Origin of the sequence: Gilliamella sp. wkB7 (genome assembly GCF_001693435.1) — a bacterium.
In the GTDB taxonomy this organism is placed as follows: Bacteria; Pseudomonadota; Gammaproteobacteria; order Enterobacterales; family Orbaceae; genus Gilliamella; species Gilliamella apicola_N.
This window is the reverse complement of record NZ_CM004509.1, coordinates 540,264-564,257: the sequence shown is the minus strand read 5'-3', so window position 1 is coordinate 564,257 and position 23,994 is coordinate 540,264. Positions and strand designations below refer to the sequence as shown.

Sequence of the window (23,994 nt, the reverse complement as noted above, 5' to 3'; positions counted from 1 at the left end):
ATAAATAAGAATGAATAATGGAAGAAACAATGACCGGTAATTTAGAAAATACAGAACAAACAGAAACAATAAGTAAAGAAAAACAAAAAAAAGCAGAAGATTTAGAAGATAGAATAATTTATGGTGAACTGGATAAAGGAAAGGATTCCCATTCACCTTTAGCCAATGGCAACTGTGGTGTATGTGAACGTAAAGGTTTTCCGATTTTTTTAGTCCGAAAAGCACCGGTTAGTGCATCTTTTATATCAGCTCATAATATTGGTCTCGCTGAGAAAAAACTCTCTGACGACAATCGTGAACCGGAAGTAGATTTAATTACTCATAAATATGTGTATCGAACCTTACGGGTAGGTTATGTTTATATTCTAGTCAAACATAAACAAAAAGGTTGGGAATTTATGGGATATGAAGTCACTCCATCAGGAGTATTTCGTCATAAAACCATTACCGATGTTAAAGAACGCAATGTTAAAGAAATTCCTACAGATTGTACTAAAGACGGCAATAATCACCATATACCCGGTTCTTTTATTAATATAGATACAAGTGTGTATGAGGGAGAGGCCTATATAGCCTATACTCGCAGAGCTTGGTCACAAGGGAAAAACAGCACAATTGAAAAATACCTTAAATTGATGAACGAATCTTCCCTTACCATCGATTTACCCTCTAAGAAAGAGCAAGATTCATCTGAATCGCAAGATGAAGCAGCTCAAGTCGTTGAACGCAACACAAAAACGATTGAGTTAGATACTGCATTAAAACGCTTTACCAAAATAAATTTGAATGAAGAGTCTTACAAAGATCCTGATAAGCTTACTGAAGGGGGAAAACGCAGTTTTAGATTTAGTCAGTTAAAATCTGCAAATTCATTATTAGAATTAGCCGTTGATCCAAAAATGATAGTGCATAATGATAATGAAAATAATGATGAGGACAATCAAAAAGAGTTAATCCAAGACGAAAACACCTTTATAACCGCCCATAAATTCAATTCACTACGCGACCGTAAAGGAAAAGGCGCAGAAAAAGGAAACGGCGTAGAATATGAATATGAGGCTGAATCTAGTAAATTGAGAGACCAGATTGAAAAATTTCAACAATCAGGCAAATATGTTGTACCGGTCGTTATTGTTGAAGATCCATTTGGTATTGCTGAAGAATTAAGTCTACAGCGTCAGTTAAAAATTGAACCGATAACACAAATTATTATTAAATCGGAAGAGATTTATTCAAAAAAAATAAATGAACACTATAATCAAATAATTAAATCCAATAAGCGATTGGATAAACAAATAAATGCACATATAAATCAACAAGAGCCAAAGCCAGAAAGTTTGTCTTCTAGCCAAGTTGACAAATACCAATATCAGGAAATTTTCAATAGATTGGGCTTGGAAAAAAATAATTATTTTAGTGAAGAAAGACTGCATAAACGTAAAACATTATCTTTAATAAATGAATATCGCAACCAAATCGTATCATCTGAAACAGCAAAAGCAGAAGATAAAATATATTATGATTTTGCTTTGATTAATAACGTCTCTGAACCCCCAGGCGAGATTAGTGATTTTCCTTTAACGAAGAGATATCTAGAAAAAGGTTATGAAGAAGTCGAGATGACTTTAGAAGAAAAACAAAAGAAGTTGGAAGAAATGAATGATCAATTTCGTCCGTTATATGACTATATAGATGTCAAAAAGTTTAGGGAAAATAACACTGCTGAGCAGAATGCTAAGAACAATATTGCCAAGGAGTTAGCGAAATATAATGAATTGTTAGATCAAAAAGAAGAATTAGATTTTATACATCAAGAAAAAAACGATTATGATAAATTCCTTAAGACAATAGCTACACATTCGCAAGATTATTTTTATTACCTTAGTTGGTTATTTGGATTCAAAGACTATTCGAAATATGCACCAACAGCGATCACCAAGTTTAATGATTGTGAATTTTGGTTGTTAGAATGTGATACAAATTGCTCGAACAATCATGTTGGTTATTTAACAGATTTTTTAAAACTGATCGATTTTACTTGTTTAGGTGGGATAAAAACAGAAGTACAATCCGCAGTATGGGATGCATTGCTTACTAATTTAAATAGTCTATTTTTTCATCTAATTGATGGTCAAAAGAGTAGTTTTTGGGAATTACTTTTAAATAAACGTCTTGGAATTTTGCAGCAAGAGTTAGCCACATACCCAAGCTTTCAACCGCAATTGGCTAATAAAAATAAAGAAGAATTAAAAAAATATATTGCAGAGTGTGCAGAAAAAGAAAAAACTGCTAAAGAAAAGCGGCAACAACAAACAAAACAAATTTTACAAGAATTTGAAGAAAGCCAAGGTGATGGAAAACTTGCTGATGACTTTTTCTGTGAAAAAGGCGAATTAATGTTAACTCTTTATACAATGCTAATATCGCGGGTTATGTCGGGATTAGCCAACAGACCACTTGAATGTCCACAAAATGAACAACTATCGCCAGAACAAGAAAAGTCATTAGTAACTAAACAAGCCGAAGAAATTAAACATCAAATTATGCCGTTAATGTTCCAAAGTGCGATGGTGATGCAAGGTAATTTAATGTTCAATTTTCAGTTACAAAATATACCAGGCGTTGAATTAAGCTCTATACTGAATTATATGGAATCATTAGCAACTACTGGTAAAGAGTTATCTTATGATAAACATCCAATAACAAACTCAAATCAAAACGATACCATTAATTGGAGTTTTTTTTCAGAGGGAGCTGATTATGTAAGCCAGATTATCAAAATTGCCGAAATTGTCAGAAATGGTGACATGGTACTCAGAGGTCAGAATTTATTTCGGGCAATTAGAGCATGTTTAACCATGCCAATGATGCGAAACTGGAGTGACTTTACGATAAGACTAAATTTTGTAAAGAATAATTTGTTGGATGTATTCAATGAAGTAAAAGTACAGTTTTGTGAAAGTCTATCTGGTTCGATAACAAATACTAGATTAAATACTAATACCCCTCCTAAAAAAGAAGTTATGTTTAGTGTCGGTAAAATTGTCTTAGCGGGTATACAAGCCGAGGCTTCTCGACATCTTTATTACCAAAATATGGAAGCATTACAAGACCTTTCCATCAGTCAAACTTTACGTTTTCAACTTGAACGTGACGCTAAGTTTGGATATTGTAAAATGCTGGCAAATTATTCCTCCTTAATTAATGAAGTTATGGTCTTTCTCAATAACACTCTAGCACCTATATTTAGAGGGATTTTAGATGCAAGTAGAACTCTAAGAATGTTTAGTAATGGTGTACTTAAAACATCAGTAGCCGTTTCAGGCGTTTTTGGCATAGTAACCTCAGTGATCACAGTTATCGAAGGTGGTATGCTAATGATGAAAGGGTGGTCAAAAGGCGGTAAAGTAGGGACAGCATATATGATAGCTGGCGGTTTACAAATGTTTTCCGGTTTTATTACCTTGATGCAATCTGTGGGATTGTTAAGTTTATTAGGTGGACCAATTGCTGGTGGATTATTTGTTTTAGGGCTAGTTGCCGCTTTTGTATCAACGATTATCTTAAGCATATTTAAAGATGAATCCGATGATTGGAACAGCATGCAAATCTGGTTTAATTACTGTTTATTTGGATTAAAAAAGCCAACCGATAAAGGTAAGGCCTATTTATCAAGTTTTGATAGTATGGCAATGGCAATTAATGACTACATGGTGGCAAGAAGTGGAGTTTATGCCGTTATACACTTAGGTAATTCAACCTTTTATTCAGATAAAACACGAGCAAATAAAGATGTAATGGCGGCCACTTCCGGAATTGTGACGACATTCCCAATTTTTACGGCAGTTGACTCAGCGAGTAAAGAGGTTTATATATCACTTGGTTTGCCGAATTATGATTTGAATATAAGTGATTATGAAGGGATGCTTCGTTTTTATGACGCTAAAAGTAATGAAGTGGCTACGGTTAAATTAAGTAATGGTGAAAAATACCCAATACTGGACTTTGTTGATAATTCGCCAACGGATATTTTGGTCAAACGACCCGAGCCTTTAAAGCCAGTGACCCGAGAAAAAGATTTGAGAAAAAGTAAAGTTGGCCGAGTTGAATCCTATAAAGATGCCGCAGATGAAGAAGGTAAAAATTTAGGGTATTTTCAAATTTATTATAAAACGGGTGAATGTTATTTCCCTGTTGATAGTGAAATCTATATGCAAGTGCTATATTGGCCTAAAGGAAAAACAATCAAAAATGACCAAAATAAAAGTGTTGAAACTCATCCAATAGTGATACACGATACTGTAAAAAGCGAGATATTCTCATGAAATTAAATTTAATTAAAATAAGCCAATTAATAATTATGGTTTTAACTATTAGTACTTTATTCGGTTGCTATAACAAAGAAGAGTTTAAGCGAAGAATTAAAGATGGTTGGGACAAAGTGCATGCTAGTACTATACTAAAAGGCGACTTTTGCTACTATGTGGGTGACGTTAAATTCCCTTATACTGATGAGCCCATATTAGAAGATGATAGTAAACAGCGTAAGTGGAATAAAGAAAATCTTGCCAAAACATTGCCTTTATTTGCCGAGATTGGTTTATTGACTCGTGAGCCAGTAGAAGGACACCCCGAACTTTATCATTATGAAGTGACCGAATTAGGGGAAAAATACCGATATCAAGATATTGTTAGAAGAGGAAGCAAACCGAGATATGAAAATTCTTTTTGTTATGGTCAGATAGTGGTAGGGGACGTAACAGATGTCGAAAAAAATGAATATACACGTGCAAAGGGTTATAGTTACAATCAAACCAATTTTTATGTTACTTATAATTATCATGTAATTAATGTACCGGATTGGGTGTTAAATTCAGAAAATAAACTCAATGCTATATATGAACCAATAACAGTAAGTTTACCAGAAGAAACTTACCGAGATATCGTAACATTTTATGTAGGTAAGGGAGATAAATTATATCAAGATGGTATACGTTATAAATTGATTAAGCCTTAAGACTAATATCAAGTAAGTTATGAAAAATTAATCTCAATTATCAGTCATTGGTTAAGTATGAATGCAAAAACTAAAATAAATAAGAATGAATAATGGAAGAAACAATGACCGGTAATTTAGAAAATACAGAACAAACAGAAACAATAAGTAAAGAAAAACAAAAAAAAGCAGAAGATTTAGAAGATAGAATAATTTATGGTGAACTGGATAAAGGAAAGGATTCTCATTCACCTTTAGCCAATGGCAACTGTGGTGTATGTGAACGTAAAGGTTTTCCGATTTTTTTAGTCCGAAAAGCACCGGTTAGTGCATCTTTTATATCAGCTCATAATATTGGTCTCGCTGAGAAAAAACTCTCTGACGACAATCGTGAACCGGAAGTGGATTTAATTACTCATAAATATGTGTATCGAACCTTACGGGTAGGTTATGTTTATATTCTAGTCAAACATAAACAAAAAGGTTGGGAATTTATGGGATATGAAGTCACTCCATCAGGTGTATTTCGTCATAAAACCATTACCGATGTTAAAGAACGCAATGTTAAAGAAATTCCTACAGGCTGTACTGAAGGCAGCAATAATCACCATATACCCGGTTCTTTTATTAATATAGATACCAGTGTGTATGAGGGAGAGGCCTATATAGCCTATACTCGCCGAGCTTGGTCACAAGGGAAAAACAGCACAATTGAAAAATACCTTAAATTGATGAACGAATCTTCCCTTACCATCGATTTACCCTCTAAGAAAGAGCAAGATTCATCTGAATCGCAAGATGAAGCAGCTCAAGTGGTTGAACGCAACACAAAAACGATTGAGTTAGATACCGCATTAAAACGCTTTACCAAAATAAATTTGAATGAAGAGTCTTACAAAGATCCTGATAAGCTTACTGAAGGGGGAAAACGCAGTTTTAGATTTAGTCAGTTAAAATCTGCAAATTCATTATTAGAATTAGCCGTTGATCCAAAAATGATAGTGCATAATGATAATGAAAATAATGATGAGGACAATCAAAAAGAGTTAATCCAAGACGAAAACACCTTTATAACTGCCCATAAATTCAATTCACTACGCGACCGTAAAGGAAAAGGCGTAGAAAAAGGAAACGGCGTAGAATATGAATATGAGGCTGAATCTACTAAATTGAGAGACCAGATTGAAAAATTCCAACAATCAGGCAAATATGTTGTACCGGTCGTTATTGTTGAAGATCCATTTGGTATTGCTGAAGAATTAAGTCTACAGCGTCAGTTAAAAATTGAACCGATAGCGCAATCGGTTGTAAAAGCGGAAGAAATATATAATAAAAAAATAGATGAGCACTTTAGAAAATTATTTGAATCCAATAAACGGTTAGATGAAAAACTCAAGGAAAGTCTTGATGAAAATATAGAAAAATCAGAGGAAAAGACTTCTGACATAGAAGAATATAAGCCAGCTTATCATGCGGTAGTGAAAACTTCAGTTGCTAAAAGCAAGTATTTTAGTGAAGACCGTCTTCACCTACGTAAAACATTATCACTTATTAATGATTATCGAAACCAAATTGAATCGATAGAGATATCCCAAGCCAAAGATATGATTTATTATGATTATATTTCTATAGGGAAAGCAGGCCCTAGAGAGATAACACAAGTCTGGCCAAATTCAAAAAAATATTTAAATGAAGGGCTTATCGAAATCCCCTTGAGTGAAGAAGAAAAGCGTAAACAACTGGAAAAAAAGCAAAAAGGACAAAATTCAGACCTTATTTATAAAGATGTTCGAGCGTTCCGATGTGATAATACTATTCTACAAGCTACTAAAGAAAAAATTGCGAAAGAACGAGCTAAATACGATAATTTACTTGATTTGGAAAAAGAAAGAAAGTTTCTTGAGGAAGATAAAGAGGATTACAATGCTATTTTGGACTCAATATCAAATTTTTCACAAGATTATTTTTATTATTTAACATGGCTATTTGGATTTGAGGGTTGTTCAGAATATGCACCAAAATCAATCAATAAGTTTAATGATTGTGAATTTTGGCTGATTGAGTGTGATACCAATGCATCCAATAACCATGTTGGATATCTAACCGATTTTTTAGCCTTAATTGATTTTGCTTATTTAGGCGGCATTAAAACCGAAGAACAAACAGCCGTATGGGATTCATTACTAAATAACAAAAATAGTCTGCTTTATCATATTATTGACGGTAAAAAAGGCAGTTTTTGGGAACTTGTTTTACATAAACGTCTTAAAATTATGGAAGATGAATTGTCGACAATTTCTGAATTCCAACCACAATTAATGCATAAAACTAATAATGAAGAAATTAAAAAACATCTGCAACAGCAGGAAGAAAACCAGCTGAAAGCAGAACAGGAACGACAACAACAAACTAAAATCATTTTACAAGAACTTGAAGCTGAGCAGTCCCAAAACCAATTGGATGAGAGTTTTTTCAGTGAAAAAGGTCAATTAATGTTAACGCTTTACTCCATGTTATTAACACGGGTATCTTCAGGGATAACTAATCGCCCTACTGAGAAAGCTGAAACACAAAAAGACAGTTTGATCAAACAAAATGCCAAAAAACTCATGATTGAAAGTGGTCTAATTGTTAATGGGGAATTAATATTATATTTACAGTTACAAAACATCCCGGCCCTTGAATTAAATTCAATACAGACTTATTTTGAGCCGTTATCCCACAGTGCCACTCCATTACCAACGTTTGATTATACGGTATCCGACAGTAGTCAACAAGCCAAAACTGACTGGGATGTTGTTGAACGTAGATTGAATTATATGGATTTGGCCAATAAAATAGCTGAAGTGGCGAATGCACCAAGAATCCTGGCTAGTGGTAGGACATTTTACCGTGCAGTGTGCCGCTATTTTTTAGGCGATCCATCGGTAATGAGGTTCCCATTTAAAGATTTAAAAAAAATATTCATTCAAAGCTATAATAATATTAAAAAAATGAATGGAGAATCTATTTTAAATTCAGTTAAAAACGCAGGATTAAATCCTACCACAAGAGTGAATGCCATAAGTGTTGGTATTGCTAGCAGTCAGTTGTTAACAGCTGGATTACAAGCAGGTGTGACTTATATCCAATATCAGGAAAATTTAAAAAAATTAGAAGATAATTCGATTGGTGAAACAATACGCTATGAAATTAAGCGTGATGTACAGTTCGGTTTTTATAAAGTTGTGGCGGGATTCACAAATACCATAAATGAATTGCTTAAATTTGCTGATTTAACGCTGAGTCAAGCTGTCAGAACATTTATTACCAACCGGGCAAGTTTAAGCACGTTAGTTAATGGTGTATTTAAAATCTCAACTGGTGCTGTAGGTGTTATGGGCATAATTAGCAGTGTGATTTCCATTACTGAAGGATGCTTCCTTTTTGCTAAAGGAATGCAAAAAAGAGGTGCTGTTGGTACAGCTTTGTGTATCGCAGGTGGTTTACAGGTTATATCGGGGATTGCTAGCTTAGCACAATCGATAGGCTTAATGTTATCCATATCTATATTCAGCGGACCTATTGGCGTCGCGATTTTTGTGTTCATATTGGTGGCACAACTTGTCATAACTCTTATCCAAAAAATATTTAAAGATGAATCAGACGATTGGGATAAAATGCAAATCTGGTTTAATAACTGCTTGTTTGGCACCAAATCATCAGATAAAGGCATCGCTTATGCCGCGACCTTTGATAGTATGGCACTGGAAATTAATGACTTTATGGCAGCTTTGATTAATCTAGATGCAGTAATACAATTACAAGAAAAACCAATTTATTACTTAGAACAAATGCGAACATATAAGGATTCTAAAGAAGCTTATGATCAAGTAGGTCAAAAAGAAAGAGCTATATATGAAGTTGCAAAATATTGTAGGGAAATTTATATCTCATTTGTTTTACCAAATTATGATCGTGATGAAAGTTATTTTGAAGCCATATTAAGGTTTTTTGATAGAAATAATCAAGAAACCGTTGCTTTAAAAATTTCCAAAGGTGATGAATTTCCAATTTTGGAGTTTGTGAACGGTTCGACAGAAGATTTATTGGTAAAACGGCAGGAACCGCTAAAACCTATTGATGATAGAAATTATTTAATTCCAAGTAAAGTAGGACGACTTGAGTCATATAAAAAAGCAACTGATTCAAAAAATAATGAATTGAATTATTTTCAAGTTTTTTATAAAGTCGGCGAATTTTGTTATATAAGTATTGAAGAGATTTATTTACAATTAAATTATTGGCCGAAAGGTCAAACTTCGCAAAATAGTCAAAATAAAATTATTGACAACCAACCATTGATGATTTATTACACTTATAAAAATCATCACTCTCTTGTAAACGGTTTTTAAGATATAGGAAAATATATAATGAAAAATAATGTTCAATTAACAATCCTAATACTTGTGTCCAGTCTTCTTTTGGGTTGTGATACCTATAATAAAGAGGAGTTCAAGAAGTTAACTCAAAACGCTTATGACGAGGTAAGGGCTAACACCAAAATTAAAGGGCATTTCTGTCTTTATTTGGGATCTGTAAAATTCCCTTATACAGATATTCCTCCTTCCAAGGAGGATAGTCAATGGGAGGGTTGGAATAAAGCTAAATTAATTAAAACATTACCATTATTTGCGGAAATAGGCTTATTAACTCGTCAGCCCGTTGACGGTAAAGAGGGACTTTATCATTATGATTTGACCGAGTTGGGGCAAGAATATTTATACTCTTCTTATAAAAAGTCAACAAGTGGGAGAACATATTATGATAACTCGTTTTGCTATGGCCCGATAAAAGTCATTAAAGTTACAGATGTGAGCGAAGAAACTTATGAACGAGGTTTGAGCGGTTATAATGAAACACAAGTATCTGTTTATTTTGATTATGAAGTTGTTGATACGCCTGAATGGGTAATTAACAATCAAGATAAACTTAAAGCTCTGTATGATTCTAGTTCCGTGCACTTGCAAAATGTTACTTATCCTCACATGCTACTATATATAAAAGGCAAAGATGGCAAACTATATCAAGATTCATCCGCTTATTTTCTTAAGACACCCTCTGGAGAATTATTAACTGATAAAGAATAAATGATGAAAAAAATTATTCAATTAACAACTGCATTATTTGTAACGAGTCTTCTTTTGGGTTGTGATACTTATAATAAAGATGAGTTCAAAAAGTTAATTCAAAACTCTTATGATAGAGTACAAGCAAAAGCCAAAATCAAAGGAAATTTCTGTTATTATTTGGGTTCAGTGAAATTTCCTTATACCGACGAGCCAGTATTAGCAGATGATATTCAGTGGGTAATTTGGAATAAAGGAAAATTATCTAGATCATTACCCTTATTTGCAGAAATAGGCTTATTAACTCGTCAGCCGGTTGACGGTAAAGAGGGACTTTATCATTATGATTTGACCGAGTTGGGGCAAGAATATTTATACTCTTCTTATAAAAAGTCAGGGAGCGGACGAACAATTTACGATAACTCGTTTTGCTATGGCCCTATAAAAGTCATTAAAGTTACAGATGTGAGCGAAAAAACTTATGAAAGAGGTTTGAGAGGTTATAATGAAACGCAAATTACAGTAAAAATCAATTATCAAGTAGTAAACACTCCAGAATGGGTGATTAATAATCAAGATAAACTTAAAGCTTTATATGGTTTATATTCTGTTCTCTTGCCAGATGTTACATATCCTCAAAGCTTACTGTATATACAAGGTAAAGATGGCAAATTATATGAAGAGTCATGGTTTTATCTCGTAATGAACCCTTCAGGAAAGTTATTAACTGATAAAGAATAAATGATGAAAAAAATTATCCAATTAACAGCCACAATATTTGTAACGTGTCTTCTTTTGGGTTGCGATACCTATAATAAAGAGGAGTTCAAAAAATCAGCTCAAAATATGTATGATAGAGTTCAAACTAACCTCAAAATCAAAGGAAATTTCTGTTATTATTTGGGTTCGGTCAAATTCCCTTATACAGATATTCCTCTTTCAAACGAAGATTCTAAATGGGAACGTTCGAATAAAGAGGATTTAGCAAAAACCTTACCTTTATTTGCAGAAATAGGCTTATTAACTCGTCAGCCCGTTGACAGTAAAGAGGGACTTTATCATTATGATTTGACCGAGTTGGGGCAAGAATATTTATACTCTTCTTATAAAAAGTCAGGGAGTGGGAGAACATATTATGATAACTCGTTTTGCTATGGCCCGATAAAAGTCATTAAAGTTACAGATGTGAGCGAAAAAACTTATGAAAGAGGTTTGAGCGGTTATAATGAAACACAAATATCAGTTGATATTGATTATCAAGTAGTAAACACTCCAGAATGGGTAATTAATAATCAAGATAAACTCAAAGCTTTATATGGTTTATATTCTGTTCTCTTGCCAGATGTTACATATCCTCAAAGCTTACTGTATATAAAACGCAAAGATGGCAACTTATATCAAGATTCATGGTCTTATCTACTTATGCAACCTTAATGAAAATATTAATTAAGAATAAGTGATGAAAAAAATTATTCAATTAATAACTGTGATATTTGTAACGAGTCTTATTTTAGGTTGTGATACCTATAATAAAGATGAGTTTAAAAAATCAGCTCAAAATATTTATGATAGAGTTCAAACTAACCTCAAAATCAAAGGAAATTTCTGTTTTTATTTGGGGTCGGTCAAATTCCCTTATACAGATATTCCTCTTTCAAACGAAGATTCTAAATGGGAACGTTCAAATAAAGAGGATTTAGCAAAAACCTTACCTTTATTTGCAGAAATAGGTTTATTAACTCGTCAGCCCGTTGACAGTAAAGAGGGACTTTATCATTATGATTTGACCGAATTGGGGCAAGAATATTTATATTCTTCTTTTAAAAAGTCAACAAGTGGGCGAACATATTACGATAACTCGTTTTGCTATGGACCGATAAAAGTCATTAAAGTTACAGATGTGAGCGAAAAAACTTATGAACGAGGTTTGAGCGGTTATAATGAAACACAAATATCAGTTGATATTGATTATCAAGTAGTTAACACTCCAGAATGGGTAATTAACAATCAAGATAAACTTAAAGCGTTATATCGTAATAGTTCTGTGTGCTTGCCAGATGTTACATACCCTGAAACCTTACTGTATATAAAAGGAAAAGATGGAAAACTATATCATAAATCTTACTCTTATTTTCTTATGCAACCTTATGGAAAGTTATTAACTGATAAAGAATAAATGATGAAAAAAATTATTCAATTAATAACTGTGATATTTGTAACGAGTCTTCTTTTGGGTTGTGATACCTATAATAAAGAGGAGTTCAAAAAGTTAACTCAAAATGCTTATGACGAGATACGGGCTAACACCAAAATTAAAGGAAATTACTGTTTTTATTTGGGATCTGTAAAATTCCCTTATACAGATATTCCTCTTTCCAAGGAGGATAGTCGATGGGAAGGTTGGAATAAAGCTAAATTAATTAAAACGTTACCCTTATTTGCAGAAATAGGCTTATTAACTCGTCAGCCGGTTGACGGTAAAGAGGGACTTTATCATTATGATTTGACCGAGTTGGGGCAAGAATATTTATACTCTTCTTATAAAAAGTCAGGGAGCGGACGAACAATTTACGATAACTCATTTTGCTATGGTCAGATAAAAGTGATTAAAGTCAGAGATGTGAGCGAAAAAACTTATGAACGAGGTTTGAGCGGTTATAATGAAACACAAATTACAGTAAAAATCAATCATCAAGTAGTTGATGTGCCTGAGTGGGTTATTCACAATCAAGATAAACTCAAAGCATTATATGGTTCTAGCTCCGTGAGTTTGCCTAATGTTACTTACCCTGAAACGCAACTATATATAAAAGGTAAAGATGGTCGATTATATCAAGAATCATGGTCTTATCTTCTTATGCAACCTTCAGGAAAGTTATTAACTGATAAAGAATAAATGATGAAAAAAATTATCCAATTAACAATCCTAATACTTGTGTCCAGTCTTCTTTTGGGTTGTGATACCTATAATAAAGATGAGTTCAAAAAGTTAATTCAAAACTCTTATGATAGAGTACAAGCTAAAGCCAAAATCAAAGGAAATTTCTGTTATTATTTGGGTTCTGTGAAATTTCCTTATACCGACGAACCAGTATTAGCTGATGATATTCGGTGGGTAATTTGGAATAAAGGAAAATTATCTAGATCATTACCCTTATTTGCAGAAATAGGCTTATTAACTCGTCAACCGGTTGACGGTAAAGAGGGACTTTATCATTATGATTTGACCGAATTGGGGCAAGAATATTTATACTCTTCTTATAAAAAGTCAGGGAGCGGACGAACAATTTACGATAACTCGTTTTGCTATGGCCCGATAAAAGTCATTAAAGTTACAGATGTGAGCGAAAAAACTTATGAAAGAGGTTTGAGCGGTTATAATGAAACACAAATATCAGTTGATATTGATTATCAAGTAGTAAACACTCCAGAATGGGTAATTAATAATCAAGATAAACTCAAAGCGTTGTATGGTGCTAGTTCTGTGCGCTTGCCAGATGTTACATATCCTCAAAGCTTACTGTATATACAAGGTAAAGATGGCAAATTATATGAAGAGTCATGGTTTTATCTCGTAATGAACCCTTCAGGAAAGTTATTAACTGATAAAGAATAAATGATGAAAAAAATTATTCAATTAATAACTGTGATATTTGTAACGAGTCTTCTTTTGGGTTGTGATACTTATAATAAAGATGAGTTCAAAAAGTTAATTCAAAACTCTTATGATAGAGTACAAGCTAAAGCCAAAATCAAAGGAAATTTCTGTTATTATTTGGGTTCAGTGAAATTTCCTTATACCGACGAGCCAGTATTAGCAGATGATATTCAGTGGGTAATTTGGAATAAAGGAAAATTATCTAGATCATTACCCTTATTTGCAGAAATAGGCTTATTAACTCGTCGGCCGGTTGACGGTAAAGAGGGACTTTATCATTATGATTTAACAGATTTAGGACGTGAATATCAATATGAAGATATTGATCGTCGAGATGTCGAACCAATTTATGATAACTCGTTTTGCTATGGACCGATAAAAGTCATTAAAGTTACAGATGTGAGCGAAAAAACGTATGAAAGAGGTTTGAGCGGTTATAATGAAACGCAAATTACAGTAAAAATCAATTATCAAGTAGTAAACACTCCAGAATGGGTGATTAATAATCAAGATAAACTCAAAGCGTTATATGGTTTATATTCTGTTCTCTTGCCAGATGTTACATATCCTCAGAGCTTACTGTATATAAAAGGCAAAGATGGCAACTTATATCAAGATTCATGGTCTTATCTCGAAATGAACCCTTCAGGAAAGTTATTAACTGATAAAGAATAAATGATGAAAAAAATTATTCAATTAATAACTGCTATATTTGTAACGAGTCTTCTTTTGGGTTGTGATACCTATAATAAAGAGGAGTTCAAGAAATTAATTCAAAATGCTTATGACGAGGTACGGGCTAACACCAAAATCAAAGGAAATTTCTGTTATTATTTGGGTTCTGTGAAATTTCCTTATACCGACGAGCCAGTATTAGCAGATGATATTCAGTGGGCAATTTGGAATAAAGGAAAATTATCTAGATCATTACCTTTATTTGCAGAAATAGGCTTATTAACTCGTCAGCCCGTTGACGGTAAAGAGGGACTTTATCATTATGATTTAACAGATTTAGGACGTGAATATCAATATGAAGATATTGATCGTCGAGATGTCGAACCAATTTATGATAACTCGTTTTGCTATGGACCGATAAAAGTCATTAAAGTTACAGATGTGAGCGAAAAAACGTATGAAAGAGGTTTGAGCGGTTATAATGAAACGCAAATTACAGTAAAAATCAATTATCAAGTAGTAAACACTCCAGAATGGGTAATTAATAATCAAGATAAACTCAAAGCTTTATATGGTTCTAGTTCTGTGCGCTTGCCAGAAGTTACATACCCTCAAAGCTTACTGTATATAAAAGGCAAAGATGGTAAATTATATGAAAAATCATGGTTTTATCGGGTAATAAAACCTTCTGGAAAGTTATTAACCGATAAAGAATAAATTATGAAAAAAAATATCCAATTAACAACCGCAATATTTGTAACGATTCTTCTTTTGGGTTGTGATATCTATAATAAAGATGAGTTCAAAAAGTTAATTCAAAACTCTTATGATAGAGTACAAGCTAAAGCCAAAATCAAAGGAAATTTCTGTTATTATTTGGGTTCGGTCAAATTCCCTTATACAGATATTCCTCCTTCCAAGGAGGATAGTCAATGGGAGGGTTGGAACAAAGAGGATTTAGCAAAAACCTTACCTTTATTTGCAGAAATAGGCTTATTAACTCGTCAGCCCGTTGACAGTAAAGAGGGACTTTATCATTATGATCCAACCGAGTTGGGGCAAGAATATTTATACTCTTCTTATAAAAAGTCAGGGAGTGGGAGAACATATTATGATAACTCGTTTTGCTATGGCCCGATAAAAGTCATTAAAGTCAGAGATGTGAGCCAAAAAACTTATGAACATGGAAGACATAGTAATAACGAAACACAAATTACAGTGAAAATCAATTATCAAGTAGTAAACACTCCAGAATGGATAATTAACAATCAAGATAAACTCAAAGCGTTGTATGGTGCTAGTTCTGTGCGCTTGCCAGATGTTACATACCCTCAAACGCTACTGTATATACAAGGTAAAGATGGCAAATTATATGAAGAGTCATGGTCTTATCTTCTTATGAAACCTTCTGGAAAGTTATTAACTGATAAAGAATAAAAGATGAAAAAAATTATCCAATTAATAATCGCAATATTTGTAACGAGTCTTCTTTTGGGTTGTGATACTTATAATAAAGAGGAGTTCAAAAAGTTAATTCAAAACTCTTATGATAGAGTACAAGCTAAAGCCAAAATCAAAGGAAATTTCTGTTATTATTTGGGTTCAGTGAAATTTCCTTATACCGACGAGCCAGTATTAGCAGATGATATTCAGTGGGTAATTTGGAATAAAGGAAAATTATCTAGATCATTACCCTTATTTGCAGAAATAGGCTTATTAACTCGTCAGCCGGTAGATGGACACCCAGAGCTTTATCATTATGAGGTGACCGAATTAGGGGAAAAATACCGATATCAAGATATTGATAGAAGAGGAAGCCGAACGAGATATGAAAATTCTTTTTGCTATGGTCAGATAGTGGTAGAGAGTGTAACAGATGTCGAAAAAAATGAATATACGCGTGCAAAGGGTTATAGTTACAATAAAACCAATTTTTATGTTACTTATAATTATCATGTAATTAATGTACCTGATTGGGTATTAAATTCGAAAAATAAACTCAATGCTCGCTATAAACAAATAACAGTAAGGTTACCCGAAAAAAATTACCGAGATGTCTTAAAATTTTATGTAGCTAAGGGAGATAAATTATATCAAAATAGTATAATAGTATAAATTATAAATTGATTCAGTATTAAAACTAAAAGCGAGTAAGTTATGAAAAATTAATCTCAATTATCAGCCATTAGTCATGTATGAATACAAAAATTATATGGATATCTTTTTCTTGAAGGAGTAAGAAGTACTAATGAAAGTAAACTTAATTAATGTTCATCAATTAATAATCCTGACTCTAGTTATTAACACTTTATCAGGTTGTTACAATAAAAAAGAATTTAAACGCGTTATTCAAGATGGTTTTGACAGTGCTCGCAAAAAAGCTAATGTCAAAGGGGATTTTTGCTTTTATTTGGGATCTGTAAAATTCCCTTATATAGACATTCCTCCCTCAAAGGAAGATACTAAATGGATGAGTTGGAATAAAGAGGATTTAGCAAATACTTTACCTTTATTTGCAGAAATAGGGTTATTAACTCGTCAACCCGTTGAAACTAAACAAAGCCTTTTTCACTATGATTTAACCGAGTTGGGACAAAAATATCTATATTCTTTTTTTAACAAAACACTAAGTGGAGATACTATTTACAATAATGCCTTTTGTTATGGACCGATAAAAGTCGTTGAAGTCACAGATGTGAACGAAAAAACGAATAAACTCGGAAAGAATAGTAATAACGAAACACAATTTGAAGTAACAATCAATTATCAAGTAATTAACACTCCTGAATGGGTAATTAACAATCAAGATAAACTTAAAGCGTTATATGGTTTTAGTTCCGTGCGCTTGCCAAATGTTACATACACTCAAACGCTACCTTATATAAAAGCAAAAAATGGTGAAATATATCAAGAATCGTCATCTTATCGAGTTATGCGGCCTTTTGGAAAATAATTAACTGATAAAGAATAAACAATGAAAAAAATTATCCAATTAACAGCCGTAATATTTAGCTAAATATCCTTTTTAGTTGCAATAACTATCACCAAGTAGCGGGAAGTAGATATTTCTATATATTGGTAAGTTAGTATTAGAATATAATATTTAAAATCAGTGTATTGATAGAAACAAATGGTGATAAATAAATAGCAGAAGTTAAATGGATTTTATATATGAATATAAGTAAAATTATCTGAAAGATTTATCTAAATTCAATAATGTTCTTAAAATTAAAGGAAATGAAACATACTATAATGATTCATTAGGTTATAATAGAAGATAAATAATACTATGATAAATAACGTTATATTATAGAATTTTGATGAAAGAAAGTATAAACAAGGATTGAAAATGAGTAAGTATCGAGGCGTCATTCGATTAGGAGATGATACAGATCATGGTGGTAAAGTCATTACTGGATCAACAACGATAAAAGTATGTGGAAAACCAATTGCACGTGTTGGCGATCTTGTCAGTTGTCCAATACATAAACATGGAGTTAACCCAATTGTTGAAGGTGAAGCAACAATGAAAGATCAGGGTAAAAAAATCGCCTTAGATGGACATCATGCTGCCTGTGGTTGTGCCTTAATCTCTTCACTGCCTGAAGTAGGAAAAAGCTGATGGCTATTGATTTTGAATCTTTATCCAAACCATTGCCAAAAAAAGGAAAAATCAAACTATGGCGTTGGTTTGCACTGCTTATAATATTTTTTCTTATCGGGTTTATTGCTACACTCAGTTATGGTTACTTTTTTGGTATATCTGATTTTTGGTTTATCTGTTGCTCTGGTGTAACACCATTTTTATTATGGTCTTTTTGTTTTGTATATAAAATATACATACGATTTTATAATAATATTTATATTGAAGAATGGAATTATAATTGTGAAAAGGAGCATCAACACCTGATTGAGTTTGCAAAAAGAGGATTATATGTTGTTAGTCATTCTCTTGAAACCAGTCATGGTAAATATGGAAATGGTGTAGGCGTTGCCGAAAGTAAACTTTCCTTAAGTACAAAACCTGCTGGTAATCATGGTCTATTTTTTAAATATGGTTCCTTAACAGTTCCTGAAAATATTTATCCAAGTGATATTCCCAAAAGGATTGAATTGTTATTTAATAACTGGTTACCTGATTATCAACTGATTCTTAATCAATTATCATCACAACTTAAATTGCATGTGCATATATTTATTGATACGCAAATAACAACTGATGAGTTAGAAAGCATATGGCTTAAAACATTTGGTAAATTTGTTAAACCAACTAGCTTTGAAATTAACGATTCGGCAACAAGCACTACATTTATAGAATCATGGTTAGATAATAGCGATTATGATAGTGATTTATTGTTGGTGATAAATGCCCACCTTTTTCAATCACCAACCGAAAATGAAGGTGAATTTGCTTCAGTTATTCTTTTTGCAGGAGAAGAAGCAATAGAAGATCCATTATTATCCGATTTTAAAGCTCGAACCGTGAAAGTTCATCGCAGTGAACAAACTTCAACATTAACGGAAACTCTCGATAAAGCACTATTGTGGGGAGAAGATAATCAAAGTGATTATGATGGTATTTGGACAAGCCAAGTATCAGAAGAACAGAATAAATCGATTATGATGCATCTGAATGATATTCAATTTAAATTAAATAATTTTTTTGATGTCGATTTTTCTATAGGTTCAGTTAGAAACTGTGCCTATTGGTTATCTTTAGCATTAGCGGTTGAAAATAGTCAAGAAAACAGAAAAAAGCAGCTTGTTCTAATCGGTAAACCGAATGTGACTGCTTTTGTTGTTGCTTTTCCAAACCAGAGTTAATTTTAAAGGATAAGTGATGATATTCATAAAATGGTATCAACGCTTATCTTCTCATTGTTCATTAACAATCTTTATAAGGTGACTGTTTTTTATTTACTTCACCTCTTTTCCCATCGCTTGTAAATCAGCATGATAAGAGGATCGAACAAATGGTCCGCAGGCCGCATGAGTAAATCCCATACCTAAGGCAATTTGCTTGAGTTCGTCAAATTCTTCTGGTGAAACATAACGCTCGACGGGTAAGTGATACTTACTTGGTTGTAAATATTGCCCCAGTGTTAACATGGTTACGCCATGAGTTCGTAAATCTTTTAGAACCTGAATTAACTCTTCATTGGTTTCACCAAGTCCAACCATTAAACCTGACTTTGTCGGAATATCTGGGTGTTTTTCTTTGAATGCCGATAATAATTTAAGTGAACCTACATAATTGGCACCAGGGCGTATCTTTTTATATAATCGCGGAATATTCTCTAAATTGTGGTTAAATACATCAGGTGGATTATCACTTAATACTTCGACAGCCTCATCGATACAACCGCGAAAATCAGGTGTGAGCGTTTCAACTTTAATATTTGGACTTAATGCGCGAATTTCGCGAGTACAGTCTGCAAAATGGCTGGCTCCACCATCTTTTAAATCATCACGATCTACAGAAGTTATTACCACATAACGCAATTTCATCTCTTGAATGGTTTGAGCGAGTTTAACCGGTTCTTCGCGGTCTGGAGGTAATGGTCGTCCGTGCGCAACATCACAAAATGGACATCGTCGTGTGCAGATATCCCCTAAAATCATAAAAGTGGCGGTACCATGATTAAAACATTCGGCTAAGTTAGGGCAAGATGCTTCTTCACATACGGAATGTAATCCATGTTTACGCATCGTACTTTTAATATGCGCAATATTGGTGGAATGAACTGGTATTTTGATTTTCATCCAATCGGGTTTTTTTAAAGGCGCTGCATCTTCTAACGTAACGGTTGGAATGAGTCGTGTTTTATCCGCATCTCGATATTTTGAACTTCTGACTATGGTTTCATTATTTTGCATAATAGATATCTTATTCGATTAGTTTGTTAACAGATTAATAAAATTGTTGGTCAACAATTGTTTTAATTCAGAACGGTTAATTTGTGGGACAAATTCTTTTAATTGAGTCATCTGCAATCCTGCGTAACCACAAGGATTAATGTTTTTAAATGGTGCCAGATCCATATCGATATTTAATGCAAGCCCATGCAGTGTACATCCTCGTTTGATATGTAATCCTAAAGAGCAAATCTTTTTGTGATCAATATACACACCGGGAGCTTCTGCTTTAGCATAAGACATAATATCATAATGTGCCAAAGTTTGAATGACGCATTTTTCTAAACAGCTAACAATATCACGAATACTTATTTTACGACGTTTTAAATCAAATAAGATATACATAATTTGCTGACCGGGCGCATGATAGGTAATTTGTCCACCACGATCGGTTGCGACAATTGGAATGTCTGTTTGATGTAATAAATGTTCTGGTTTGCCAACTCTGCCTTGCGTAAAAACAGGATAGTGCTCAACTAGCCATATTTCATCAGGCGTTTGTTCATTGCGATTGAGCGTAAAATCATGCATAGCTTGATAGGTTTGCATGTAAGGTTGAGTATGTAACTCTCTAATTATAATATTGTTTGTGATCATATTATTTTTTGCTCTATGCAAATTTTATTTTAGTAAATTTACTTCTATATATCAGATTTTACTATAGCTTGACAACACATAGGTAAACACGGTATAACCGATGTTACTAGTTCTAGCAATTCAATGTTTCTTAAATTTGATTTATATCAAATAATTATCTTTTTCTTTACATAACAATTGGAATAGTTGATTAATTTAATAGGAATTAACATTCTTTTCTAACCAGTTGTCTGCTTTACTTTTTTTTGGAAAATGGCAGACTTATATTCATAAAGCTCCGTAATGCAGATTTGAAGTTTGTAAAGTTAGTTATAATTTTTAATTTTAGCTAAGGATGGCAAATCCTGCATTTTTATAAACAAAAAAGAGGTTTTTATATGTCGGACATGCAAATGAATGATATCGATCCTGTTGAAACGCAAGATTGGCTCAAAAGTCTTGATTCAATCATTCGTGAAGAAGGAATTGAACGTGCGCAGTATATTATTGAACAATTAGTCAATAAGGCAAAAGAAGGAGGAGTTCCTTTACTTTTTGGTTCTTCAACCAGTAATTATATTAATACTATTCCGGTAGAAGAACAGCCAGCGTATCCAGGCGATTGGGAAATAGAAAGACGGATTCGTTCAATTGTGCGTTGGAATGCAATTATGATGGTGTTAAGAGCATCTAAAAAGGATTTAGAGCTTGGTGGGCATATGGCATCATTCCAATCAGCAGCAACTTTTTACGAAGTCTGTTTTAACCACTTTTTTAGAGCTAGAAATGACAAAGACGGTGGTGATTTAGTTTATTTCCAAGGTCATATTTCCCCAGGTATCTATTCAAGAGCATTTATTGAAGGCCGACTCACTGAAGAACAACTTGATAATTTCCGTCAAGAAGTACACGGCAAGGGACTTCCATCTTATCCGCACCCTAAATTACTCCCTGAATTTTGGCAATTCCCAACCGTTTCAATGGGATTGGGACCGGTAAGTGCTATTTATCAAGCTCGATTCTTAAAATATTTAAATCATCGTGGTCTAAAAGACACCACAGAACAAACTGTTTATGCTTTCTTAGGTGATGGTGAAATGGATGAGCCAGAATCTAAAGGTGCAATTACGGTTGCTACTCGTGAAAAACTGGATAACTTAGTATTCGTCATCAACTGTAACTTACAACGTTTAGATGGTCCAGTTACCGGTAATGGTAAAATCATCAATGAACTAGAAGGTGTTTTTGCTGGTGCAGGTTGGAATGTTATCAAAGTTATTTGGGGTGACCGTTGGGATAAACTCCTACAAAAAGATAAATCTGGCAAATTAGTCAGATTAATGAACGAAACGCTTGATGGTGATTATCAAACCTTTAAATCAAAAGATGGTGCGTATGTACGTGAGCATTTCTTTGGTAAATATCCTGAAACAGCAGAATTAGTAAAAGATATGTCTGATGAAGAAATTTTCAGACTTAATCGTGGTGGTCAAGACCCATCTAAAATGTTTGCAGCCTTTATGCGTGCTAAAGAGACCAAAGATCGACCAACAGTTATTTTAGCGCATACCATCAAAGGTTATGGTATGGGTGAAGCAGCGGAAGCGAAAAATATTGCTCACCAAGTGAAAAAAATGAATATGGATGGCGTGCGTCATGTGCGTGATTTCTTCAATATTCCTGTTACGGATGATGCTTTAGAAAAATTACCATATATTAAATTTGAAGAGCATACACCTGAATATAAATACATTCATGAACGCCGTAACGCTTTAAATGGTTATGTACCATCAAGATTAACTCATTTTTCAGGAACGGTCTCAATTCCTCCTTTAAGTGAATTTGCTCCACTACTTGAAGCACAAACTAAAGAAATTTCAACTACTATTGCTTTTGTACGAGCGCTTAATATCATGTTGAAAGACAAAGATCTTGCGCCACGTCTAGTACCAATTCTAGCTGATGAAGCTCGTACTTTTGGTATGGAAGGTCTATTCCGTCAAATCGGTATTTATAATCCGCATGGTCAACAATATACGCCGCAAGATAGAGAACAAGTCGCTTATTATCGTGAAGATGAAAAAGGGCAAATCCTACAAGAGGGGATCAATGAATGTGGTGCAACAGCATCATGGATTGCTGCGGCAACATCATACAGCACTAATGATTACCCAATGATTCCATTTTACATCTATTACTCAATGTTTGGTTTCCAACGTATTGGTGATTTGATGTGGGCAGCTGGTGATCAACAAGCGCGAGGCTTTATGATTGGTGGTACTTCTGGCCGAACAACCTTAAATGGTGAAGGGTTACAACATCAAGATGGTCACAGTCATATTCAAGCTTTAACTATTCCAAACTGCGTATCTTACGATCCTGCTTATGCTTATGAAGTTGCTGTTATTATGCAAGATGGTTTACGTCGTATGTATGGCGATCAAGAAAACGTCTATTACTATATTACGACACTAAATGAAAACTATGCTCAACCTGCAATGCCTGAAGGTGTGGAAGAGGGGATCCGTCGTGGTATCTATAAACTTGACACTGTTCAAGGTCAAAACGGTAAACCAACCGTTCAGCTATTAGGTTCTGGTTCAATTTTACGTCATGTACGTGATGCAGCGGATATTTTAACCAAAGAGTATGGTGTTGGTTCTGATATCTATAGTGTCACTTCATTTACTGAACTTGCTCGTGATGGTCAAGATTGTGAACGTTACAACATGTTACATCCAAGCGAGACACCGAAAGTGCCTTACGTGGCGCAAGTAATGAATAATAATCCAGCTGTTGTTTCAACTGACTATATGAAACTATTTGCCGAACAAATACGTGGCTTTGTACCAGCGGAAAATTATCGTGTATTAGGAACGGATGGTTTCGGACGCAGTGATAGCCGTGAAAATTTACGTCATCACTTTGAAGTCGATGCTTCTTATGTTGTCATTGCAGCATTAGGTGAGCTTGCTAAACGCGGTGACATTGAAGCAAGTGTCGTTGAAGAAGCGATCAAAAAGTTCGAGATCAATGCTGATAAACTCAACCCACGTATTGCATAA

General features: G+C 33.6%; 19 protein-coding genes. 17 read left to right on the top strand and 2 right to left on the bottom strand.

The annotated features are described in order from the left end of the window. The first annotated feature begins 29 nt into the window (after positions 1-29). The 16 genes from A9G17_RS02445 (at position 30) to A9G17_RS02370 (ending at position 19,261) form a co-directional block, all read left to right on the top strand. On the top strand, positions 30-4,325 hold the full coding sequence (locus tag A9G17_RS02445; RefSeq protein ID WP_141677546.1) for a toxin VasX: 4,296 nt from the start codon (positions 30-32) through the stop codon (positions 4,323-4,325). 35 nt (positions 4,326-4,360) lie between these two features. Beyond that, positions 4,361-5,017, top strand: coding sequence for a hypothetical protein (locus A9G17_RS02440; RefSeq protein WP_141677545.1), 657 nt, complete (start codon positions 4,361-4,363; stop codon positions 5,015-5,017). A gap of 104 nt (positions 5,018-5,121) precedes the next feature. Continuing rightward, positions 5,122-9,390 carry a toxin VasX gene (locus A9G17_RS02435; RefSeq protein WP_141677544.1) on the top strand — a complete coding sequence of 1,423 codons (4,269 nt, stop codon included), beginning with the start codon at positions 5,122-5,124 and terminating at the stop codon, positions 9,388-9,390. Positions 9,391-9,408: 18 nt separating this feature from the next. Continuing rightward, positions 9,409-10,125, top strand: coding sequence for a hypothetical protein (locus tag A9G17_RS02430; RefSeq protein WP_065737339.1), 717 nt, complete (start codon positions 9,409-9,411; stop codon positions 10,123-10,125). Positions 10,126-10,128: 3 nt separating this feature from the next. Next, on the top strand, positions 10,129-10,845 hold the full coding sequence (locus A9G17_RS02425) for a hypothetical protein (RefSeq protein WP_141677543.1): 717 nt from the start codon (positions 10,129-10,131) through the stop codon (positions 10,843-10,845). A gap of 3 nt (positions 10,846-10,848) precedes the next feature. Beyond that, positions 10,849-11,538, top strand: a complete 690-nt coding sequence (locus tag A9G17_RS02420; RefSeq protein WP_141677542.1) for a hypothetical protein — start codon at positions 10,849-10,851, stop codon at positions 11,536-11,538. A 25-nt stretch (positions 11,539-11,563) separates the two neighbouring features. Further along, positions 11,564-12,280, top strand: coding sequence for a hypothetical protein (locus A9G17_RS02415; RefSeq protein ID WP_065737336.1), 717 nt, complete (start codon positions 11,564-11,566; stop codon positions 12,278-12,280). Between the two features lie 3 nt (positions 12,281-12,283). Further along, positions 12,284-13,000 carry a hypothetical protein gene (locus tag A9G17_RS02410; RefSeq protein WP_141677541.1) on the top strand — a complete coding sequence of 239 codons (717 nt, stop codon included), beginning with the start codon at positions 12,284-12,286 and terminating at the stop codon, positions 12,998-13,000. A 3-nt stretch (positions 13,001-13,003) separates the two neighbouring features. After that, a complete protein-coding gene (locus A9G17_RS02405; protein WP_141677540.1) occupies positions 13,004-13,720 on the top strand; it encodes a hypothetical protein in 717 nt (238 codons plus the stop codon). Between the two features lie 3 nt (positions 13,721-13,723). Continuing rightward, a complete protein-coding gene (locus A9G17_RS02400; RefSeq protein WP_141677539.1) occupies positions 13,724-14,437 on the top strand; it encodes a hypothetical protein in 714 nt (237 codons plus the stop codon). A 3-nt stretch (positions 14,438-14,440) separates the two neighbouring features. After that, the gene (locus tag A9G17_RS02395) at positions 14,441-15,154 is read left to right on the top strand and encodes a hypothetical protein (protein ID WP_141677538.1); all 714 of its coding nucleotides are present in this window, start codon (positions 14,441-14,443) and stop codon (positions 15,152-15,154) included. 3 nt (positions 15,155-15,157) lie between these two features. Next, positions 15,158-15,874, top strand: coding sequence for a hypothetical protein (locus tag A9G17_RS02390; protein WP_065737331.1), 717 nt, complete (start codon positions 15,158-15,160; stop codon positions 15,872-15,874). Positions 15,875-15,877: 3 nt separating this feature from the next. Next, positions 15,878-16,552, top strand: coding sequence for a hypothetical protein (locus A9G17_RS02385; protein WP_065737330.1), 675 nt, complete (start codon positions 15,878-15,880; stop codon positions 16,550-16,552). A 133-nt stretch (positions 16,553-16,685) separates the two neighbouring features. Beyond that, positions 16,686-17,390, top strand: coding sequence for a hypothetical protein (locus A9G17_RS02380; RefSeq protein WP_065737329.1), 705 nt, complete (start codon positions 16,686-16,688; stop codon positions 17,388-17,390). A gap of 396 nt (positions 17,391-17,786) precedes the next feature. Further along, positions 17,787-18,059, top strand: coding sequence for a PAAR domain-containing protein (locus A9G17_RS02375; protein WP_039128253.1), 273 nt, complete (start codon positions 17,787-17,789; stop codon positions 18,057-18,059). Beyond that, positions 18,059-19,261, top strand: coding sequence for a hypothetical protein (locus A9G17_RS02370; protein ID WP_065737328.1), 1,203 nt, complete (start codon positions 18,059-18,061; stop codon positions 19,259-19,261). Before A9G17_RS02375 ends, A9G17_RS02370 begins: the two co-directional genes overlap by 1 nt. Before the next feature lie 93 nt (positions 19,262-19,354). Here A9G17_RS02370 and lipA read toward each other — a convergent pair whose 3' ends face one another. Both lipA and lipB read right to left on the bottom strand, forming a co-directional pair. After that, positions 19,355-20,314, bottom strand: a complete 960-nt coding sequence (gene lipA, locus A9G17_RS02365) for a lipoyl synthase (protein ID WP_065737327.1) — start codon at positions 20,312-20,314, stop codon at positions 19,355-19,357. A gap of 18 nt (positions 20,315-20,332) precedes the next feature. Beyond that, on the bottom strand, positions 20,333-20,950 hold the full coding sequence (gene lipB / locus A9G17_RS02360) for a lipoyl(octanoyl) transferase LipB (RefSeq protein ID WP_065737326.1): 618 nt from the start codon (positions 20,948-20,950) through the stop codon (positions 20,333-20,335). 377 nt (positions 20,951-21,327) lie between these two features. Between lipB and aceE the strand changes: the two genes are divergently transcribed. Beyond that, positions 21,328-23,994, top strand: coding sequence for a pyruvate dehydrogenase (acetyl-transferring), homodimeric type (aceE, locus tag A9G17_RS02355; protein WP_065737325.1), 2,667 nt, complete (start codon positions 21,328-21,330; stop codon positions 23,992-23,994).